The 17744-nt window shown below is 72.4% G+C and carries 16 protein-coding genes; 13 read left to right on the top strand and 3 right to left on the bottom strand.

Annotation, left to right across the window (positions count from 1 at the left end; all coding sequences use genetic code 11):
• Positions 1 to 155: 155 nt before the first annotated feature.
• The 3 genes from ACYBSK_RS14905 to ACYBSK_RS14895 all read left to right on the top strand — a co-directional run bounded on the left by ACYBSK_RS14905 (position 156) and on the right by ACYBSK_RS14895 (position 3318).
• Positions 156 to 1472: an MFS transporter gene (locus ACYBSK_RS14905; protein ID WP_460246408.1), complete on the top strand. Its 1317-nt coding sequence runs from the start codon at positions 156 to 158 to the stop codon at positions 1470 to 1472.
• Positions 1473 to 1572: 100 nt separating this feature from the next.
• Complete coding sequence (locus ACYBSK_RS14900) at positions 1573 to 2445, top strand: PaaX family transcriptional regulator (protein ID WP_460246407.1); 873 nt, start codon at positions 1573 to 1575, stop codon at positions 2443 to 2445.
• Positions 2446 to 2505: 60 nt separating this feature from the next.
• On the top strand, positions 2506 to 3318 hold the full coding sequence (locus tag ACYBSK_RS14895) for an endonuclease/exonuclease/phosphatase family protein (RefSeq protein ID WP_460246406.1): 813 nt from the start codon (positions 2506 to 2508) through the stop codon (positions 3316 to 3318).
• Positions 3319 to 3337: 19 nt separating this feature from the next.
• Here ACYBSK_RS14895 and ACYBSK_RS14890 read toward each other — a convergent pair whose 3' ends face one another.
• Positions 3338 to 5140 carry a flavin-containing monooxygenase gene (locus ACYBSK_RS14890; protein WP_460246405.1) on the bottom strand — a complete coding sequence of 601 codons (1803 nt, stop codon included), beginning with the start codon at positions 5138 to 5140 and terminating at the stop codon, positions 3338 to 3340.
• A 135-nt stretch (positions 5141 to 5275) separates the two neighbouring features.
• On the opposite strand from ACYBSK_RS14890, the gene ACYBSK_RS14885 reads away from it, so the two are divergent.
• Together ACYBSK_RS14885 and ACYBSK_RS14880 are read left to right on the top strand one after the other, a co-directional pair.
• The gene (locus tag ACYBSK_RS14885) at positions 5276 to 6358 is read left to right on the top strand and encodes an SDR family NAD(P)-dependent oxidoreductase (RefSeq protein ID WP_460246404.1); all 1083 of its coding nucleotides are present in this window, start codon (positions 5276 to 5278) and stop codon (positions 6356 to 6358) included.
• 202 nt (positions 6359 to 6560) lie between these two features.
• Positions 6561 to 7589, top strand: coding sequence for an SMP-30/gluconolactonase/LRE family protein (locus tag ACYBSK_RS14880; protein ID WP_460246403.1), 1029 nt, complete (start codon positions 6561 to 6563; stop codon positions 7587 to 7589).
• A 7-nt stretch (positions 7590 to 7596) separates the two neighbouring features.
• Here ACYBSK_RS14880 and ACYBSK_RS14875 read toward each other — a convergent pair whose 3' ends face one another.
• Entirely contained in the window at positions 7597 to 8181 is a 585-nt protein-coding gene (locus tag ACYBSK_RS14875; protein WP_460246402.1) for a TetR family transcriptional regulator, read from the bottom strand.
• 142 nt (positions 8182 to 8323) lie between these two features.
• On the opposite strand from ACYBSK_RS14875, the gene ACYBSK_RS14870 reads away from it, so the two are divergent.
• From ACYBSK_RS14870 to mnhG, 6 genes are read left to right on the top strand one after another with little or no spacing between them, the layout of a single operon-like run.
• Entirely contained in the window at positions 8324 to 11218 is a 2895-nt protein-coding gene (locus ACYBSK_RS14870) for a Na+/H+ antiporter subunit A (protein WP_460246401.1), read from the top strand.
• Positions 11215 to 11817: a Na(+)/H(+) antiporter subunit C gene (locus tag ACYBSK_RS14865; RefSeq protein ID WP_457477542.1), complete on the top strand. Its 603-nt coding sequence runs from the start codon at positions 11215 to 11217 to the stop codon at positions 11815 to 11817. The genes ACYBSK_RS14870 and ACYBSK_RS14865 overlap by 4 nt, the downstream gene beginning before the upstream one ends.
• On the top strand, positions 11814 to 13403 hold the full coding sequence (locus ACYBSK_RS14860; protein WP_460246400.1) for a Na+/H+ antiporter subunit D: 1590 nt from the start codon (positions 11814 to 11816) through the stop codon (positions 13401 to 13403). Before ACYBSK_RS14865 ends, ACYBSK_RS14860 begins: the two co-directional genes overlap by 4 nt.
• Complete coding sequence (locus tag ACYBSK_RS14855) at positions 13400 to 13981, top strand: Na+/H+ antiporter subunit E (protein ID WP_460246399.1); 582 nt, start codon at positions 13400 to 13402, stop codon at positions 13979 to 13981. Before ACYBSK_RS14860 ends, ACYBSK_RS14855 begins: the two co-directional genes overlap by 4 nt.
• Positions 13978 to 14331 carry a monovalent cation/H+ antiporter complex subunit F gene (locus tag ACYBSK_RS14850; protein WP_457477539.1) on the top strand — a complete coding sequence of 118 codons (354 nt, stop codon included), beginning with the start codon at positions 13978 to 13980 and terminating at the stop codon, positions 14329 to 14331. Before ACYBSK_RS14855 ends, ACYBSK_RS14850 begins: the two co-directional genes overlap by 4 nt.
• Positions 14328 to 14672: a monovalent cation/H(+) antiporter subunit G gene (mnhG, locus tag ACYBSK_RS14845; RefSeq protein ID WP_457477538.1), complete on the top strand. Its 345-nt coding sequence runs from the start codon at positions 14328 to 14330 to the stop codon at positions 14670 to 14672. Before ACYBSK_RS14850 ends, mnhG begins: the two co-directional genes overlap by 4 nt.
• A 45-nt stretch (positions 14673 to 14717) precedes the next feature.
• On the opposite strand, the gene ACYBSK_RS14840 is transcribed toward mnhG, so the two are convergent.
• Positions 14718 to 15623, bottom strand: a complete 906-nt coding sequence (locus ACYBSK_RS14840; RefSeq protein WP_460246398.1) for a LysR family transcriptional regulator — start codon at positions 15621 to 15623, stop codon at positions 14718 to 14720.
• 124 nt (positions 15624 to 15747) lie between these two features.
• Here ACYBSK_RS14840 and ACYBSK_RS14835 point away from each other — a divergent pair, with 124 nt between their 5' ends.
• Entirely contained in the window at positions 15748 to 16752 is a 1005-nt protein-coding gene (locus ACYBSK_RS14835) for a fumarylacetoacetate hydrolase family protein (protein ID WP_460246397.1), read from the top strand.
• Entirely contained in the window at positions 16749 to 17711 is a 963-nt protein-coding gene (locus tag ACYBSK_RS14830; protein ID WP_457477535.1) for a cyclase family protein, read from the top strand. The genes ACYBSK_RS14835 and ACYBSK_RS14830 overlap by 4 nt, the downstream gene beginning before the upstream one ends.
• The last annotated feature ends 33 nt before the right edge of the window (positions 17712 to 17744 follow it).

Raw genomic sequence — 17744 nt, 5'->3', positions numbered from 1 at the left:
GGCGCTCGCCGGCGAACGGGCCGGGCTGGGCGGGGGCGGTCGATGTCACCCGCGAACGGTAGCCCACGCCCCCAGGGCCTTGTGCACTTTACTGACCGCCGTCATGCGCGCGCATACATTCACGGGCACCCTTCCCCTGCCTCAGGGAGCCCGCGATGCCGCACCCCACCCGGCAACTGCGCCGAGTCGCCCTCTCCGGCCTCCTCGGGACGGCGGTCGAGTTCTACGACTTCCTCGTCTACGGGACCGTCGCCGCCATCGCGTTCGGTGAGCTGTTCTTCCCCGGCGCCGATCCGGCCGTCGGCACCATCGCCGCGTTCGGCACGTTCGCCGCGGGATATGTCGCGCGGCCGCTCGGCGGGATCGTCTTCGGGCACTTCGGGGACCGGCTCGGACGCAAGTCGATGCTGCTGCTCACGATGGGGCTGATGGGCGGCGCCAGCTTCCTCATCGGACTGCTGCCGACCTACGACACCGCGGGTGTCTGGGCGCCGCTGCTGCTGATCGCGCTGCGCGTCGTGCAGGGCCTCGCCATCGGCGGCGAGTGGGGCGGCGCGACGCTGATGGTCGTCGAGCACGCGGGGGCGCGACGGCGTGGACTGTGGTCCAGTTTCACGCAGTTGGGGGCTCCGCTGGGCTCGCTGCTGTCCACCGCCGTGGTCGCCCTCGTCGTGATGCTTCCGAGGGACGCGTTCCTGTCGTGGGGCTGGCGGGTGCCGTTCCTGCTGAGCGTGGTGCTGCTCGGCGTCGGGCTGTTCGTCCGCCTGAAGGTCGTCGAGAGTCCGTTGTTCGCCGAGGTGAAGCAGGAGCGCGGAACGGCGCGGCTGCCGATCCTCGACGTGCTGCGCCGCCCGCGCCCCGTCCTGCTGGCGGCCTGCGTCGGCATCGGCGCCTTCACCGCGCAGTCCCTGCTGACCAGTTACCTCATCTCGTACGCCACGGGCATCGGTTACGCGCGCTCGCAGGCGCTGACCGCGCTGACGGTGTCCTCGTCGGTGGCGCTCGTCGTGCTGCCGTGCGCCTCGGTGCTGTCCGACCGGGTCGGGTGGCGGCCGGTCGTCCTCGCCGGGGCCCTGCTCTCGGCGGCGCTCGCCTTCCCCGTCCTCGCCCTCGTCGACTCCGGCTCCCCCGGTCTGCTGATCCTCGCCGTGGTCCTCGGGCACGGGCTCGCCCAGTCCGTGATGTACGGCCCGCTGGGCGCCCTGTTCAGCGAGATGTTCGGCACGCGCGTGCGCTACACCGGCGCCTCCCTCGGCTACCAGGGCGCCACGCTGGTCGGAGCGGGCTTCTCCCCCATGATCGCGGGAGCGCTGGTGGCGGGCAGCGGCGACAGCACCCCCGTCGCCCTGCTGCTGTGCGGCGGTTCACTCATCACCGCGCTGTCCCTGTGGTTCGTCCGCGAGACCGGCAAGGACACGCTCCCGCACACCAGCGGGCAGCCCGCGCCCCGCACGAAGGAGACCTCCACGTGAGGACACGCCGGCCCCGTCGCCGTCGGACCGGTGACGTCGTCGGCACCGTCCACTACTGGTCGTCGGCGACCACCGGGCGGCCGACCGTACGCTTGCCGACGTGGACGACACCGGCATAGGCATCGGCACCGACCCGACCCGCGACGCGGCGAGCCCTCCGCAGCCGCGCCCGCAGTCGCTGCTGCTCGCCTTCTTCGGCAACCACGTGCTGGAGGCAGGGGATGTGTGCGTGTACTCGGGCAGCATCATCGAGGTGCTCGGCCGGCTCGGGGTCGGCGAGCAGGCCGTGCGGTCGACGCTCACGCGGATGGTCGACCGGGGCCTGCTGCGGCGCCGCCGCGAGGGCCGCCGGATGCACTTCGGGCTGACCGAGCAGGCCACGCGCGTACTGGAGGACGGACGCTCGCGGATCTGGAAGCAGGGCGCGGTCAACGACGAGTGGGACGGCACCTGGACGCTGCTGGCGTTCTCGCTGCCCGACGCCTGGAAGCGGCGGCGCCACGAACTGCGCTCCCGGCTCGCGTGGTCCGGATTCGGGGCGCTCTACAGCGGGTTGTGGATCGCGCCGGGGAACGTCGACGTGTCGGCGGCCGTCGAGGAGCTCGGGCTCGCCGCACATGTGACGACCTTCCACGGGGCGGCGGGTGTGACGACGGACATCGAGCGAATGATCCGCGAGACCTGGGACCTGGAGAGCATCGCGGCCCGCTACCGGGCCTTCGACGCGCGGTGGACCGCCGCGCCGGACGCCCCGGGCGGCCCGTTGCGCGCGGATCCGCTCGGCACCCGCCTGCGCCTGGTCAGCGAGTGGCTCGACACCATCCGCACCGATCCCCGCCTGCCCGCCGGACACCTCCCGGACGACTGGCCGGCCGGGGCCGCCCAGGAGACGTTCCACCGCATCGCCGGACAAACCGAGCTGCCCGCACGGGAAATGGCCCACGAGTTGCTCCGGACGACCACCGCGCGGTGACAGGATCATCTTGAGGAGGTGCCGGTGTCCGGTCTCAGCAGACGGTGGTGCGCGGTGGTCGTGGCCGCAGTGTGCCTGGCACTCGTCGGGCCGAGCGCGCCCACCGGCGCCCACGTCTCCGAGCCGTTGCCGCTGCCCGTCGGCGCCGCCAAGGACATCGTGCCGAACCGGGTGATGACGTGGAACATCTGCAACCCCTGCGGCAGCGCCAAGAACCTCGGCCGGGCCGCCGACATCGCCACGTACGCGCCGCAGGTCGTCGGTCTCCAGGAGGCGTGCGTCCGCGACGTCGAGGAGATCCGCAGCTACCTGCGGACCTTCTACGGCCTCGACTACCACGTCGAGTACGGCTCGGTGCTGCACAACTGGGGCCGCTGCGGCGGACTTCCGTGGCGGGCGGGCGGCTACGGCCAGGCGATCCTCTCGGCGGCCCCGATGAGCGACGCGGTCGTCGACGAGTACCCGGACGGCGGCTCCGAGGACCGCGGCTACATGGCCGTGACGACGACGCTCGGCGGCCGCTCCGTCCGCGTCTTCAACACCCACCTCGCCCAGCGGCAGCAGGAGGAGTTCCGCGCGCGGCAGATCGACGTGTTCGCGAAGGCGGTCGCCCGCCACGAACGCGCCGTCGTCCTGGGCGACTTCAACGCCGTACCGGACGCACCGGAACTCGATCCGATGTGGTCCCTGGCCTCGGACGCCGACCCCACGTGCCACCCCGGGGCCGGGGTGGAATGCGCGACGACCACCGACTGGCAGAGCAAGTTCGACTACATCTTCCTGCGCGCCGTCACCGCCCGCGCCCACGCCGTCCACACCAGCGAGTTCTCGGACCACCACCAGTTCCGGGCGGATCTGGAGCCGCTGCCGTAGAGCGAGGGCGGCGGGGGCGTCAGGCTTTGGGGCGCAGGACCTCGTGGATGCTCTCCTCGCGCCACCTGCGCAGCAGTTCGTGGAAGGCGACCGCGCCGTGCGGGTAGGCGTTGGGGCCGTTGGGGCGGCCCTTGCCCTCGCGGTTGTAGTAGCCGGGGGTGCACTCGGCGTGGAACCACGCGTGGTCGGGGGCGTCCTGGGCGCAGGTCGCGCGCCAGGCGTCGACGGCCTCGGGGGCGGGTTCCAGGAGGGCGCCGGCCTTTTCGGCGGCGGCGACGAGGGCGGCGGCGTGCACGGCCTGTTCGTCGAGGATGTGGCTGAAGTTGACGCTGGAGGCGTTCTGCATCGGCCCCAGCTGGATCAGGTTCGGGAAGCCCGCGCTGGTGAAGCCGTGCAGGGTGCGCGGGCCGAACCGGGCGAGGGAGTCGAGGAGTTGCAGCCCGTCGCGGCCGGTGACCGGCAGTTTGCCGGAGGTGACTCCGGACACGCCGACCGAGAAGCCGGTCGCGAAGATGAGGCAGTCGACCTCGTACTCCACGCCGCCGACGACCACCCCGCGCTCCGTCATCCGCTCGATGCCGTGCGTGTCCGCGGTGTCGACGAGGGTGACGTTGGGCCGGTTGAAGGCGGGCAGGTACAGGTCGGAGAAGGTGGGCCGCTTGCACGCGTAGCGGTACCAGGGCTTGAGGGCCTCGGCGGTGGCGGGGTCGGTGACCTCGGCGGCGACCCGGTCACGGATCCGGTTCATCGTGGCGTGGTCGGCGGCCTCGTAGGCGGCCTCGAAGTCCGGTTCGCCGTCCCGGCGGAAGCTCGGCAGCAGCTTCTCCAGCAGGCCCGCCGACTCGGTCCAGCCGTCGGCGACGAGGTCCCGCTCGGCGTCCTCGCCGGAGACGATGCGCAGGAAGTTCTCCCGGCGTTCGGCCGCCCAGCCGGACCGGTCCGCGCCGACCTCCTCGGGTGTCGTCCGCCGCTGCCCGCGCACGTCCACGGCGGACGGTGTGCGCTGGAAGACGTACAACTGCCGGGCGTCCTCGGCCAGTTTGGGGATCGCCTGCACGCCGGTGGCGCCCGTGCCGACGACACCGACCCGCTTGTCGGCGAGGCCGGTCATGCCGCCGTCGGGGCCGCCTCCGGTGTAGCCGTAGTCCCAGCGCGAGGTGTGGAAGGTGTGGCCCTTGTAGTCCTCGATGCCGGGGATGCCGGGCAGCTTGGGCTCGGAGAGGGTGCCGGTGGCGGTGACGACGTACGTGGCGCGGAACGCGTCGCCGCGGTCGGTCGCGACGATCCACTGGTGGGCCGCGTCGTCCCAGGTGAGGGCGGTGACGGCGGTCGAGAAGAGGGCGTCCTCGTACAGGTCGAAGCGCTCCGCGATGCGCACCGCGTGGCGCCGGATCTCGTCGCCGGGCGCGTACTTCCACTCGGGTACGTAGCCGGTCTCGTCCAGCATCGGCAGGTAGACGTGCGCCTCGATGTCGCAGTGGATGCCGGGGTAGCGGTTCCAGTACCAGGTGCCGCCGAAGTCGCCGCCCTGCTCGACGATCCGCACCTTCGCCACGCCCTTGCCGCGCATCCGCGCGCCCGCCAGGATCCCGCCGAAGCCGCCGCCGACGACGGCGACGTCCACCGTGTCGGTCAGCGGCGCGCGCTCGACGGCCGGGCCCGCGTACGGATCGGCGGCGAAGTAGCCGAACTCGGCGGTGGTGGAACGGTATTGGGCCGTGGCGTCGGGGCGGACACGGCGCTCGCGTTCGGCGCGGTAGCGCTCGCGCAGCTCGGCCGTCTCCTGCGGGGTGGGGGGCGTGTCGCACTGCGGGAGGGTCATCCGGCGGCTTCCTCTCGTGGGGGGGGCATGCGGCGCGAGGGGTGCCCTCGCTGGGACTTCCGCACCGTCACGGGTACCGTAACCCAACAACCGGACAGCACTGTCCGGTAGGGGCCGGTGCGGCCCGATCCCGACGTGAACCGACGCGAAAGGCGCGCGATGTCGAACCTCTCCCCCACCTCCCCGCTGCGCGACTGGCTCGCGAACCCCGCCGCCGGGCAGATCCTGCGCGGCATGCTGGCCTCGCAGGGACAGAGCGAGGAGGCCCTGGCGCCCGCGCTGGGCCTGCCGTTGGAGCAGCTCGTGAAGATGTCCGGCGGGAAGTTCCCGGCGGAGCTGGTGGACGTACTGGTCGGCGCCGCGGAGACCGGCGAGATACCCGAGGGCCTGCCGACCGCCGCCCCGGCCGCGCCCACCGCGGCCGCCCGGCAGCCCGGCGTCGAGATCGGCACGCCCCAGCCGTGGACCGAGAAGATCACCGGCGGCCGTTTCGCCGGGCAGACCGTCGTGGTCACCGGCGCCGCCTCCGGCATCGGCCGCGCGGTGGCCTCGCGGATCGTACGGGAGGGCGGCCGGGTGGTCGGCGTCGACGTGTCGGCCGACAAACTCGCCGACCTGGCCACCGAGTTGGGCGCCGAGCTGGTGCCGGTCACCGTGGACATCACCCGGCCCGAGGCAGCCGACGCGGTGCTCGCGGCGGCCGGCGGCCGGGTGCACGCGCTGGCGAACGTCGCCGGTGTGATGGACAACGACGCCGCCGTGCACGAGGTCGACGACGCGATCTGGGAGCGCGTCATGCGCATCAACGTCGACGGTCCCATGCGGCTGATGCGGGCCGTCGTGCCGGGGATGCTCGCGGCGGGCGGCGGGCGCATCGTGAACATCGTCTCCGAGGCGGCGCTGCGGGGGTCGGCGGCGGGGGCGGCGTACACGACGTCGAAGCACGCGCTCGTGGGACTGACGAAGTCCTCGGCTTACCAGTACGCCGGTACGGGGGTGCAGGTCAACGCGGTGGCGCCGGGGGCGGTGGCGACGGGGATCCAGGTGCCGGAGGGGGCGCCGTACGGGTCGGCGCGCACGGCGCGGATGCGGGTGGCGATTCCGGGGTTGGCGATGGCGGAGGAGTTGGCGGCGTCCGTGACGTTTCTGCTCAGTGAGGATGCGGTGAACCTCAACGGGGTGGTGATGCCGTCGGACGGGGGGTGGTCCGTGGCCTGAGCACGTGAGCCGTGGCCGAGGCCGCGGGGCGCTGCCCCGGACCCCGCTCCTCAATCGCCGGAGGGGCTTTGATTTGCCGGACCCCGCGCCTGGATCGCCGTTCCCCGCTCCTCGATCGCCGCAGGGGCTTGGATCGCCGGACCCCGCTCCTCAATCGCCGGAGGGGCTTCAGACATTCGAACGCAGGAAGGTGTACCCCCACATGCCCAGCAGAGCACACACCCTTGCCGTCCTCGCCGCCCTCGGGCTGGTCTCGTTGACCGCGTGCGGGACGCAGAAGGCCGATGGCGCGGATGCGCGGCCGGCGGCCGTGTCGGGTGAGGGCCGGACGATCCGGGCCACCCAGGTCTCGCACGTGACCGATCCCCACCAGGCCACCGGCATGACGCTTCTGGAGGGGCCGGTCCTCACGGAGAGCGGGGCGTTGTACGTCGTGGACGTCACGGCGCCGCCCGGCGAGCCGAAGCTGATCTCCGTGGACGTGCGCACGGGCAAGCACGAGGGTGTCTACACCGACAAGACCGGCGCGTACACGTCGGCGCAGATCAGCCCGCACGACGGCCGCGTGTATCTGACGGACTACCGGTCGGGCGACGTGCGCAGCACGAAGCAGGACGGTTCGGACGCCCGCACGTTCTTCTCCGGCGACGTCGACGGGTCCCCGATGAACCCCGACGACATCGCCTTCGACGACGACGGCAACCTGTACGTCAGCGATCTGCACGGTATGAAGACGGGCGAGGCCGAGGGCCGCATCGTGCGGATCGACCGCGACGGCGGGAAGGCCACCGTCCTCGCCGACGGACTCGCGCACCCCAACGGCGTGATGTTCGACCCCGAGGAGAAGGGCCTGTGGATCAGCGAGCTGGCCACGGACACCGTCTCGTACCTGCTGCTCGACGCCGAGAAGACCACGGTGACCACCCGGCACGAGGCGATCCACGTCGACGGCGGCGTCGCGCAGACCGACTCCATCGCCGTGGATGCCGAGGGCAACCTGTACCAGGCGCTGCACGGCCGCCCCGCCATGGCGGTCTTCAGCAAGTACGGCGAGCGGCTCGGCACGGTGGAGGTGCCCGCGAAGGAGGCGAAGGGGCTGGAGTCGGCGACCAACGTCGCGATCGCACCGGGCGGCCGGGACGCGTACATGACGGTCAGCGGCCCGAAGGGCGGTTACGTGTACAGGTTCGACGCGCTGGCCAAGGGCATCCGGCTGTCGAACGGCGGCTGACGCCGCCTCAGTCGTCGGCGGTCTCGACGGACCGCAGCGGCCCCACCTCGATGCCGAGCAGCCCCCAGGCGGCGAGCGCCAGGCGCTCGCGCTCGGCGGCGGTGGGGCCCGCGACGGCGCCGGAGACCATCGCGATGGCCAGCATCAGCTCGTCGGCGCCGAGCCCGCGCCCCCGCCCGGCGGGTCCGCACGTGGCGAGCGCCGCGCGCACACGGGCGGACAGCTCCCGGCCCCGGTCGTCGTCGCCGCGCACCCGCAGCAGGTCGACGAAGGCGGTGGACCGGGTGATGTGCCAGGTGACGACGCCGAGCACGGACGTGAGGTCCGCGTCCGGCCCGGCGGCGGCCGTCTCGATCTGCCGGACGTTCTCGTCGAGCACCGCCGAGGCCAGGGCCACCCGGTCGGCGAAGTGCCGGTACAGACTCCCCTGCCCGACCCCGGCCCGGCGGGCGACCGTGGACAGCGGCGCGTTCAGCCCCTGCTCGGCGAAGACCTCGCGGGCGGCGGTGATGAGCGCGGCGCGGTTGCGGGCGGCGACACGGCGGCCCTGGTTGGCCGGTCGGGCCCGGTCGGGTTCGGAGGGGTTCGTCACGTTGGCAGCGTAATGCAGCGCAATGGGGGCCCAGCGCCTTCCTCCTCTCCCCCGCCGCCTCCTCCGTCACCGGCACGGACCTCTTGGGCTTCTCCGGCGCGCCCCACCCGGCGCACCCCTTTTCACCCGATATGTATCGTGTATGACCGCATTGGTCCTCGCACACTTCGTCGTCGCGCTCTGCGCCGCCCCGCTGATCCGCAGGGCCGGGCCGCGCGGGTTCGCGCTGCTCGCGCTGCCGCCCGCCGCCGCGCTCGGCTGGGCGCTGTCCCGCTGGGGCGAGGTGAGCGCGGGCCGGCCGAGTACGGAGTCGTGGTGGTGGATCAGGGACTACGACGTCGAGATCGCGTTCCGGCTCGACCCGCTGTCGCTCGTCATGGTGCTGCTCGCCGCGGGCATCGGCGCGCTCGTGCTGCTGTACTGCGTGCGCTACTTCGACGGCGGGGCGCGGCAGTTGGGGGCGTTCGGCGGCAATCTGCTGGCGTTCGCGGGCGCGATGCTGGGGCTCGTCCTCGCCGACGACCTGATGAGCCTGTACCTGTTCTGGGAGCTCACCACCGTCCTGTCGTTCCTGCTCATCGGCTACGACAGTGAGAAGCGCTCCAGCCGCCGGTGCGCGCTCCAGGCGCTGACGGTGACCTCGGTCGGCGGGCTCGCGATGTTCGTCGGTTTCCTGATGCTGGGTCAGCTGGCGGGTACGTACCGGATCTCGCGCATCCTGGAGTCGCCGCCCGCCGCGAGCGGCACCCTGTCGGCGGCGCTCGTGCTGATCCTGTGCGGGGCGCTCGCCAAGTCCGCGGTGTGGCCGCTGAGCATGTGGCTGCCGAACGCGATGGCGGCGCCCACTCCGGTCAGCGCCTATCTGCACGCCGCGGCGATGGTGAAGGCGGGCGTGTATCTGGTGGCGCGGCTCGCCCCCGCCTTCGCCGAGGTCGCGCCGTGGCGGCCCGTGCTGCTGACGCTGGGCACGGTGACGATGCTGCTCGGTGGCTGGCGGGCCCTGCGGCTCAACGACCTGAAGCTGGTGCTCGCCTACGGAACCGTCAGCCAGTTGGGCTTCCTGGTGGTGCTTGCGGGCGCGGGCACGTACGACGCCGCGCTGGCCGCCCTCGCGATGATCCTCGGGCACGCGCTGTTCAAGGCGCCGCTGTTCCTCGTCACCGGGATCGTCGACCACGCGTCCGGCACCCGCGATCTGCGGCGCCTGTCGGGGCTGGGACGAAGACTTCCGTGGGTGTGCGCGGTCGCCGTCGTGGCGGGCGCGTCGATGGCCGCGCTGCCGCCGCTGCTCGGGTTCGCTGCGAAGGAGGCCGCGTTCGACGCGCTGCTGCACGGGAGCGTGGCCGAGCGGTGGGTGCTGGCCTGCGTCGTCGTCGGCTCCGCGCTGACCACGGCGTACACCCTGCGTTTCCTGTGGGGCGCGTTCGCCCGCAAGCCGGGGGTGCCGGAGACCGACGCGCACCGGGTCCGTGCCACCTTCCTCGCGCCGCCCGCGCTGCTCGCGGCCGGGTGTCTCGTCCTCGGCCCCGGCATCGGCTGGCTGTCCACGCTCTTCGAGCGGTACGCGGCCCAGTACCCGCTGCCCGAGCACCCCTATCACCTGGCGCTGTGGCACGGGTTCGGGACGGCGTTCTGGCTGTCGGTGCTCGCGTGGGCGGCCGGCGCGGCGCTGTTCCTGGCGCGGGAGCCGGTGGTGCGGCTCGGCCGGAGCTTCGCCTGGCCGAAGGCGGACGAGGTGTTCGGGCGGTCCGTGCTCGGCCTGGAACGCACGGCGCTCCAGATCACGGGCACGGTGCAGAAGGGTTCGCTGCCGTCGTACGTGGCGACGGTGCTGGGCGTCATGTTCACCGGCCTCGTCGCGGTCCTCGCCACCGACCGGCCCTGGCACGGCACGCCCACGCCCCGCGCCTGGGACCACCCGGCGCAGGCCGCCGTCGGCGCCCTGACGTGTGCCTGCGCCCTGATGTGTCTGGTGGTGCAGCGGCGCATGAAGGCGGCGGTACTCGCGGGGCTCACCGGGTACGGCACGGCGCTGCTGTACGTCGTGCAGGGCGCGCCGGACCTGGCGCTCACGCAGTTCGGCGTGGAGACCGTGTCGACCGTGGTGCTCGTCCTCGTCCTGCGGCGCCTGCCGGTGTTCTTCGGTGACACCCAGCGCACCTGGCGGTGGGGCGTGAGCATGCTGCTCGCGCTCGGCAGCGCCGTGGCGGTGGCGTGCGCGGTCTGGCTGGCGACGGGCGCGCGCACGGCGGAACCGGCGGGTGCCGCGCACATCGAGGAGACCGCGCACCACGGCCTCAAGGACGTCGTCGCCACGATCCTCGTGGACTTCCGGGCCTGGGACACCATGGGCGAGTCGGCCGTTCTCGCGGTCGCCGTCCTGGGCGTGACGAGCCTGCTGTACGTGCACCGGCGTCAGGGCCGGGCCGTCGCGCCGCCGGCCCGGCTGCCGGGCGGGGTGACGGCCTGGTCGCTCGCCACGTCACGGCTCAAGGTGCCCGAGAAGTACCGGCAGGGGGCGCCCGAGCGCAGCTGGCTGGTGGCCGGGGACACGCTCGCCCCGGAGCACCGCTCGGTCGTCTTCGAGGTGGTGGCACGGCTCGTGTTCCATCCGATCCTGATGCTGTCGATGTATCTGCTGCTGTGCGCGGAGAACCTGCCGGGCGGCGGTTTCGTCGGCGGTCTCGTCGCCGGTATCGCCCTGACGATCCGTTATCTGGCGGGCGGACGGCACGAGTTGACGGCGGCGGCGCCGGTCCATCCGGGTTTCTTCACCGGGCTCGGGCTCACCCTGTCGACGTCCGTGGCGCTCATCGGCCTCGCCGACGGCACGGTGCTGCACGGCTGGACCTGGCACGGTCATCTGCCGCTGATCGGCGAGTGGCACGCCAGCACCGCCGTCGTCTTCGACCTCGGGGTGTACCTGCTGGTCCTCGGCGTGGTCCTGGACGTCGTACGGGCGCTCGGCTCGAAGATCGACCAGCAGACCGAGTACAGGGCGGGCCTCGCGCTCGCCGGGGAGGCCAAGAACTCGTGACCGTCAGTCTGACCCTGCTGGTCTGCGCCGTGGTGCTGACCAGTGTGGGCGGGATCCTCCTCCACACCCGCAGCCTCACGCGGGTCCTGGTCGGCATCATCGTGTGCGGCAACGGCGTCAACCTCTTCGTCCTCGCCTCGACGGGCGCGGCCGGGTTCCCGCCGCTGCTGTACCCGGGGGTCGACGCGGCCAAGGTGACGGACCCGCTGCCGCAGGCCATCATCCTGACCGCCGTCGTGATCACCCTCGCCACCACCGCGTTCGTGCTCGCGATGGCGTACCGCAGCAGCCAGTTGACGGGGTCGGACTTCGTGCCGGACGACGTCGCGGACCGGCGGGTGGTGCTGCGCGCGGAGATCTCCGCCGAGCGGGCGGAGCTGCGCGAGATCCATCGCGGCGAGGGCCCGAGCGCCTGGCGCGAGGAGCGCCGCGACCAGCGCCGCAGGCTGCGCGCCGACCGCGCCTACCAGGCCCGCGCCCGGGACGCGGACGGCGATCTGTGGGACGACGTGCTCGGCGCCGACCCGCCCCAGTCGTCCTCCGCCGATCCGGCCGATCCTCCCGAGCCCACCGAGACCCGCACGGAGGAGACCCGGTGAACTCCCTTGTCCCGCTGCCCGTGGTGCTGCCCCTCGTGGTGTGCGGCCTGACCCTGTTCATCGGGCCGCGGCTGCGCTGGCTGCACCGGCTGATCACGGTGGGGGTGCTCGCGGGGGTCGTCGCGGTCGATGTGATCCTGCTGGTGGAGGCCGACCGCACCGGCCCCCTCGTGGTGCACCTGGGCGACTTCGGACCGCCGCTCGGGGTGACGCTGGTCGCCGACCGGCTCGCGGCGCTGATGCTGCTGGTGTCCGGCGCCGTCACGTTCATCGTGCTGATCTACGCGATGAGCCAGGGCATGGCGGACCGCGAGGAGAACGCGCCGATCGCCGTCTTCCACCCGGCGTACCTGGTGCTGGTCGCCGGGGTGTCGCTGACGTTCCTCGCGGGCGACCTGGTCAACCTCTACGTCGGCTTCGAGATCATGCTGATGGCGAGCTTCGTGCTGCTCACGGTGGGCGCCACCGAGCCACGGGTGCGGGCGGGCTCGACGTATGTCGTCGTGTCCCTGGTCTCGTCCCTGGTGTTCCTCGGCGGGATCGCGGTGACGTACGCGGCGGCGGGCACCGTGAACTTCGCGCAGCTGGCCCAGCGGATGCCCGAACTCCCGCTCGGGGTGCGGACCTTGGCGGAGGTGCTGCTGCTCACGGTGTTCGGGGTGAAGGCGGCGGCGTTCCCCGTCGCGGCCTGGCTGCCGGACTCGTACCCGACGGCGCCCGCGCCGGTGACGGCCGTGTTCGCGGGGCTGCTCACCAAGGTCGGCGTGTACTCGATGATCCGCGCGGAGACGCTGTTCTTCCCGGGCAACCGGCTCTCGGCCGTGCTGATGGCCGTGGCGTTCGCCTCGATGATCATCGGCATTCTCGGCGCGGTCGCGCAGACCGACCTGAAACGGCTGCTGTCGTTCACCCTCGTCAGCCACATCGGCTTCATGCTGTACGGGCTCGCGCTCGGCAGCCGGGGCGGCATCGGCGGCGCCATCGTCTACACGGCACACCACATCACCGTGCAGACGACCCTGTTCCTGGCCGCCGGTCTGCTCGAAAAGCGTTACGGGACGACGGAGTTGACGCGGCTCGGCGGGACGATGCGGTCGGCGCCGCTGCTCGCCGCGCTGTGGTTCGTGCCCGCCATGAACCTCGCCGGGATCCCGCCGCTGTCCGGTTTCCTCGGCAAGCTGGGCCTGATGCGGGCGGGCGCCGCGGACGGCGGCGCGTGGTCGTACACGCTGCTCGCCGCGGCCGCCGTGACCAGCCTGCTGACGCTGTACGTGATGGCGAAGGTGTGGAACCTGGTGTTCTGGCGGGCGGCGGCGACGCAGCCCCCGGACGAGGGCGACGTACTGGAGGAGAGCGACGATCCGGACTCGGCGCCCGAGGGGCACGGCGGCTCGACGGTGGCGACCGCCGTGTGCGTCCGCACCACGATGCGGGTCCCCCGTGTGATGACCGCCGCGACGGCGGCCGCGGTCCTCCTCGGCCTGTCGTACACGCTCCTGGCCACCCCGCTGACCGGTCTCGCCGACCGCTCGGCCACCGAACTCCTGACCCGCACGCCCTACGTGGAGGCGGTGCTCGCCCCGTGAACTCCTCTCGTCCCAAGGGCCGTTGGCGGCGGATCGACCTTCCGCTGATCGCCTGGCTGACCGTCATCTGGATGCTGCTGTGGTCGGGCCTCACGTGGGGCAACGCCATCAGCGGCGTCGTCGTCGCGCTCGCGCTGTGCCTGGTGTTCCCGCTGCCCGCCGTCGAACTCGACCTGCGGCTGCGGCCCTTCGGCATCGCCCGGCTCGCCGCGTACCTCCTGTACGACATGACGTCGTCCACGGTCACGGTGACCTGGCAGACACTGCGCGGCAGTCCGGGCCCCGCCGCCGTGATCGCGGTGCCGCTGCGCTGCCGCACCGACCTGATGATCGCGGCGACGGCCGTCGCGGTGTCCTGCGTGCCGGGCGGGGCCCTCGTCGAGGTCAACGGTTCCACCGCCACCCTGTTCCTGCACGTGTCCCACGCCGACGACCCGGACGCGGTGGAGCGGGCGCGCGCCGACGTGCGGCGCCTGGAGGCCCTGGTCGTACGGGCCTTCGGCACGCGCGAGGAGATCGACCGGATCGCCGGGTCGGAGCCGGAGGAACTCCCCGACAGAACGGAGCCCGGCGCGTGAAACTCGCCGACGACATCCTGCTCAACGGCGCGCTGGTGCTGATCGTCCTGGCCGGCGCCCTGCTCCTGGTGCGGATCTGGCTCGGGCCCTCGATGCTGGACCGGGCCGTGTCCGTCGACATCGCGGCGGTGCTCATCATCGCCGGTATCGGGGTCAACGCCGCTATCACCCGCACCAGTTACTACCTCTCGATCATGCTGGTGATCGCCTTCCTCGGTTTCACGAGCTCGGTGGCCATCGCCCGCTTCATCGCGACGCGCGACCGGCCGGGCACCCGGACGCGGCCGCTGGTGAGCCTGAAGAAGAGCGCACGCACGAAGAACGACCAAGGTCTCAGGGAGCGCCCGTGAACTGGCACGCCGTCACCGATCTCGCCGGATCAACGCTGTTGTTCATCGGCGCGGCGGTCTGTCTGACCGGCGTCATCGGCATGCTCCGGCTGCCGGACGTGCTGACGCGCAGCCACGCCGCGACCAATCCGCAGACCCTCGGCATGCTGCTGCTGGTGGCGGGGGTCGCGCTGCGGCTGCGTTCGTGGGTGGACCTGGGCACGCTCGCGCTGGTGGCCTTCTTCCAGCTGCTGACCAGCGCGGTCGCGGCCCACCTGGTGGCACGGGCCGCGTACCGCACGGGCCAGCCCGGCGAGTTCGCGCTGCTGCGGGACGAGTTGGCCTCGGCCCGCAAGCAGTGAGACCGCACACCTCCTAGGAGCCGTCGCCGAGGAGGTGGGGACGGATCAGGGGGCCAGCTCCGCCCCCACCTCCTCGGCGATCTCCCGGAGCCACATGTGCGTCGGGTCGTGGGTGTGCACGGGATGCCACCACAGGGCCTCGCGCAGTGGGACGGACTCGTAGGGCGGCGGCAGGATCCGGACCGGCGCGGCCGAGCGCAGCAGTTCGGCGAGGCGGCGCTGCACGAGCGCGATGCGGTCGGTGCCCGCGACGAGGAACGGCAGCATGGCGAAGTGGTCGACGGACACCTCCACGCGGGGCTCGATGCCGAGCATGCCCAACTGCCGTACGGCCGGGGCGTCGTAGGTCCGCTGGTACGTGACCCAGGGCAGCCGGGACAGGTCGTGCAGGGCGAGCCGCTCGCCGACCTCCTCGTTGCTCTCGGCCACGAGGAACACCCACTCGTCGCGGAACAGGTCGGTCTGGGGCATGTCACTGACGACGCCGTGCGGCATCAGCAGGCCGTCGGTGGTGCTGAGCAGTACGCCCAGGTCCTCGACGACGGTGGGCGGGGTCCGGGTGAAGCGGAGCCGGACGTTGGGCGCGTCGGTGTGGATGCGGCGGGCCAGGGCCGTGCCGAAGACGCCGACGGCGTAGTCGGAGGCCATCAGCGTGAAGGTGCGGGACTCGGTGGCGGGGTCGAAGTCGGCCTGGCTGCTGAAGAGGCGCTCCAGCAGGTCGTAGGCGGTCGAGGTGCGTTCCAGGAGGACCTGGCCGAGCGCGGTGAGTTCGTACTGAGCGCCGTTGCGGGCGAGGAGTTCGTCGCCGAAGTGGCGGCGCAGCCGGGACAGGGCCGCGCTCATGGCCGGCTGGCTGAGCCCGACCCGCCGACCGGCCCGCGTCACGTTGCGCTCCTCCAGGAGGGCGCGCAGGGCGACGACGAGGTTGAGATCGAGTCGGGACAGGTTCACGGGCGTTCCTGGGGGCTGGTCGGCGGTTATTCGTCCGGTGGATGTCTCGCATCCACACAATCTATTTTACTGATCGGTGGTTCAGGGGCCAGATTAGTCACGACGCCATCTGGAGGACACACCCGTGAAATCTGAAGCAGCCGCAGCGGCCTCCCCGCTCTTCGCCGGCCCCTACGCCCTGGGCACCCTGTCCGCCGCCGATCACGCCGCGTTCCCCGCCCTCGTCCGCGCCGACGGCGCCGTCGTCGACCTGCGTGCCGCGCTCGACGACGAACGCCTCACGATGCTCGACGTCCTCGACCGGTGGGCGGAGTGGGAGCCGCGCCTCGCGGGCCTGGCGGAAGCGGCCCCGGCACACGCTCCGACCGTCGACCAGTTCCACGTCCACGCGCCCGTCGCGCCGCGCCAGGTGCTCCAGTCGGGCGCCAACTACCGGCAGCACGTCATCGATCTGCACGTCGCGCACAAGGCTCCGGGCGACGAGCGCCCGGAGGAGGAGCGGCGCGCCGAGGCCGCGGAGATCATGGACCGCCGGGCCGCCGAGGACCTGCCGTACGTGTTCATCGGCCTGCCGAGCGCGATCACCGGCCCGTACGACGACGTGGTGCTGCCCGCCTGGGCCGAGAAGCCGGACTGGGAGCTGGAGTTGGCCGCCGTCATCGGCCGGCCCGCGCACCGGGTGCCGGTGGAGGAGGCCCTGGAGTACGTGGCCGGGTACACGATCGCCAACGATCTCACCGACCGTGCCACGGTCTTCCGCCGGGACATGCCGCAGATCGGCACCGACTGGCTGCGCAGCAAGAACGCGCCGGGGTTCACGCCCCTCGGTCCGTGGATCGTGCCCACCGCGTCGGTCGGCGACACCGGCGACCTTCAGGTCACCCTGAAGCTGAACGGCGAGACCATGCAGGACGAGTCCACCAAGGACATGATCTTCAGCGTGGCGCGCATGGTGTCCTACGCCTCGCAGACCACCCAACTCCTGCCCGGCGACCTGGTGTTGACGGGCTCCCCGGCCGGCAACGGCATGCACTGGGGACGGCTGCTGCGCGACGGCGACGTGATGGAGGGCACCGTCACGGGGCTCGGCGCCCAGCGCACCCGCTGCGTCGCGGAGGTGTCCGAGTGACGCTGGACCGCAGCGATCCCGAGGGCGCGATCGCCGAGGCCGCCAAGGCGTGCTCCAACTGGGGGCGTTGGGGCGCGGACGACGTGCTGGGCACGCTCAACTTCCTCGACGAGGCCAAGCGGCGCGAGGGCGCGGCCCTCGTACGGCGCGGCGCCAGCTTCTCGCTGTCGCAGGCCTTCGACATGGACGGCCCGCAGAAGGGCTGGCGCCGGCGCACCAATCCGGTGCACACCATGCTCGACACCGGCACCGACGCCGCCCTCGACAACCAGGGCTTCCCGCACGGGCTGGGCGGCGCCGACGACGTCATCGCCATGCCGCTCCAGTGCTCGACGCAGTGGGACGGCCTCGGCCACATCTTCGACCACGGCAAGGCGTGGAACGGCCGGGACGCCGCCCGCACCGTCACCTCCGACGGCGACCTGGTGACCGGCATCGAGCACATGGCGCCGCACGTGGCCGGGCGCGGTGTACTGCTCGACGTGGGCCGGGTCGTCGGCGCGGACGGAGAGCTGGCCGACGGCTTCGCCATCACGGAGGAGCACCTGGCCGCGACCGCCGAGGCACACGGTGTGACGGTGGGCCGGGGCGACATCGTCACGGTGCGCACCGGCCGTCTCGCGCGGGCCCGGCGGGAGGGCTGGGGCGAGTACGCGGGCGGCCCGGCTCCCGGTCTGTCGTTCACCACGGCGGGCTGGCTGCACCGCACGGAGATCGCCGCGATCGCCACGGACACCTGGGGCTTCGAGGTGCGGCCCAACGAGTTCGAGCACGCCTTCCAGCCGCTGCACCAGGTCGCGATCCCCAACATGGGCCTGCTGATCGGCGAGATGTGGGATCTGGACGCGCTCGCGGAGGACTGCGCACGCGACGGTGTGTACGAGTTCTGGCTGACCGCCGCTCCCCTGCCGATCACCGGCGCGGTGGGCTCCCCGGTCAACCCCGTCGCCGTCAAGTAGCCCTCAACCCCCTTGAGGAACAGAGGAGTTCCC

This window comes from Streptomyces sp. BYX5S (assembly GCF_054724165.1).
The sequence above is the reverse complement of the archived record's forward strand: the minus strand, read 5'-3'. Positions and strand labels throughout refer to the sequence as shown.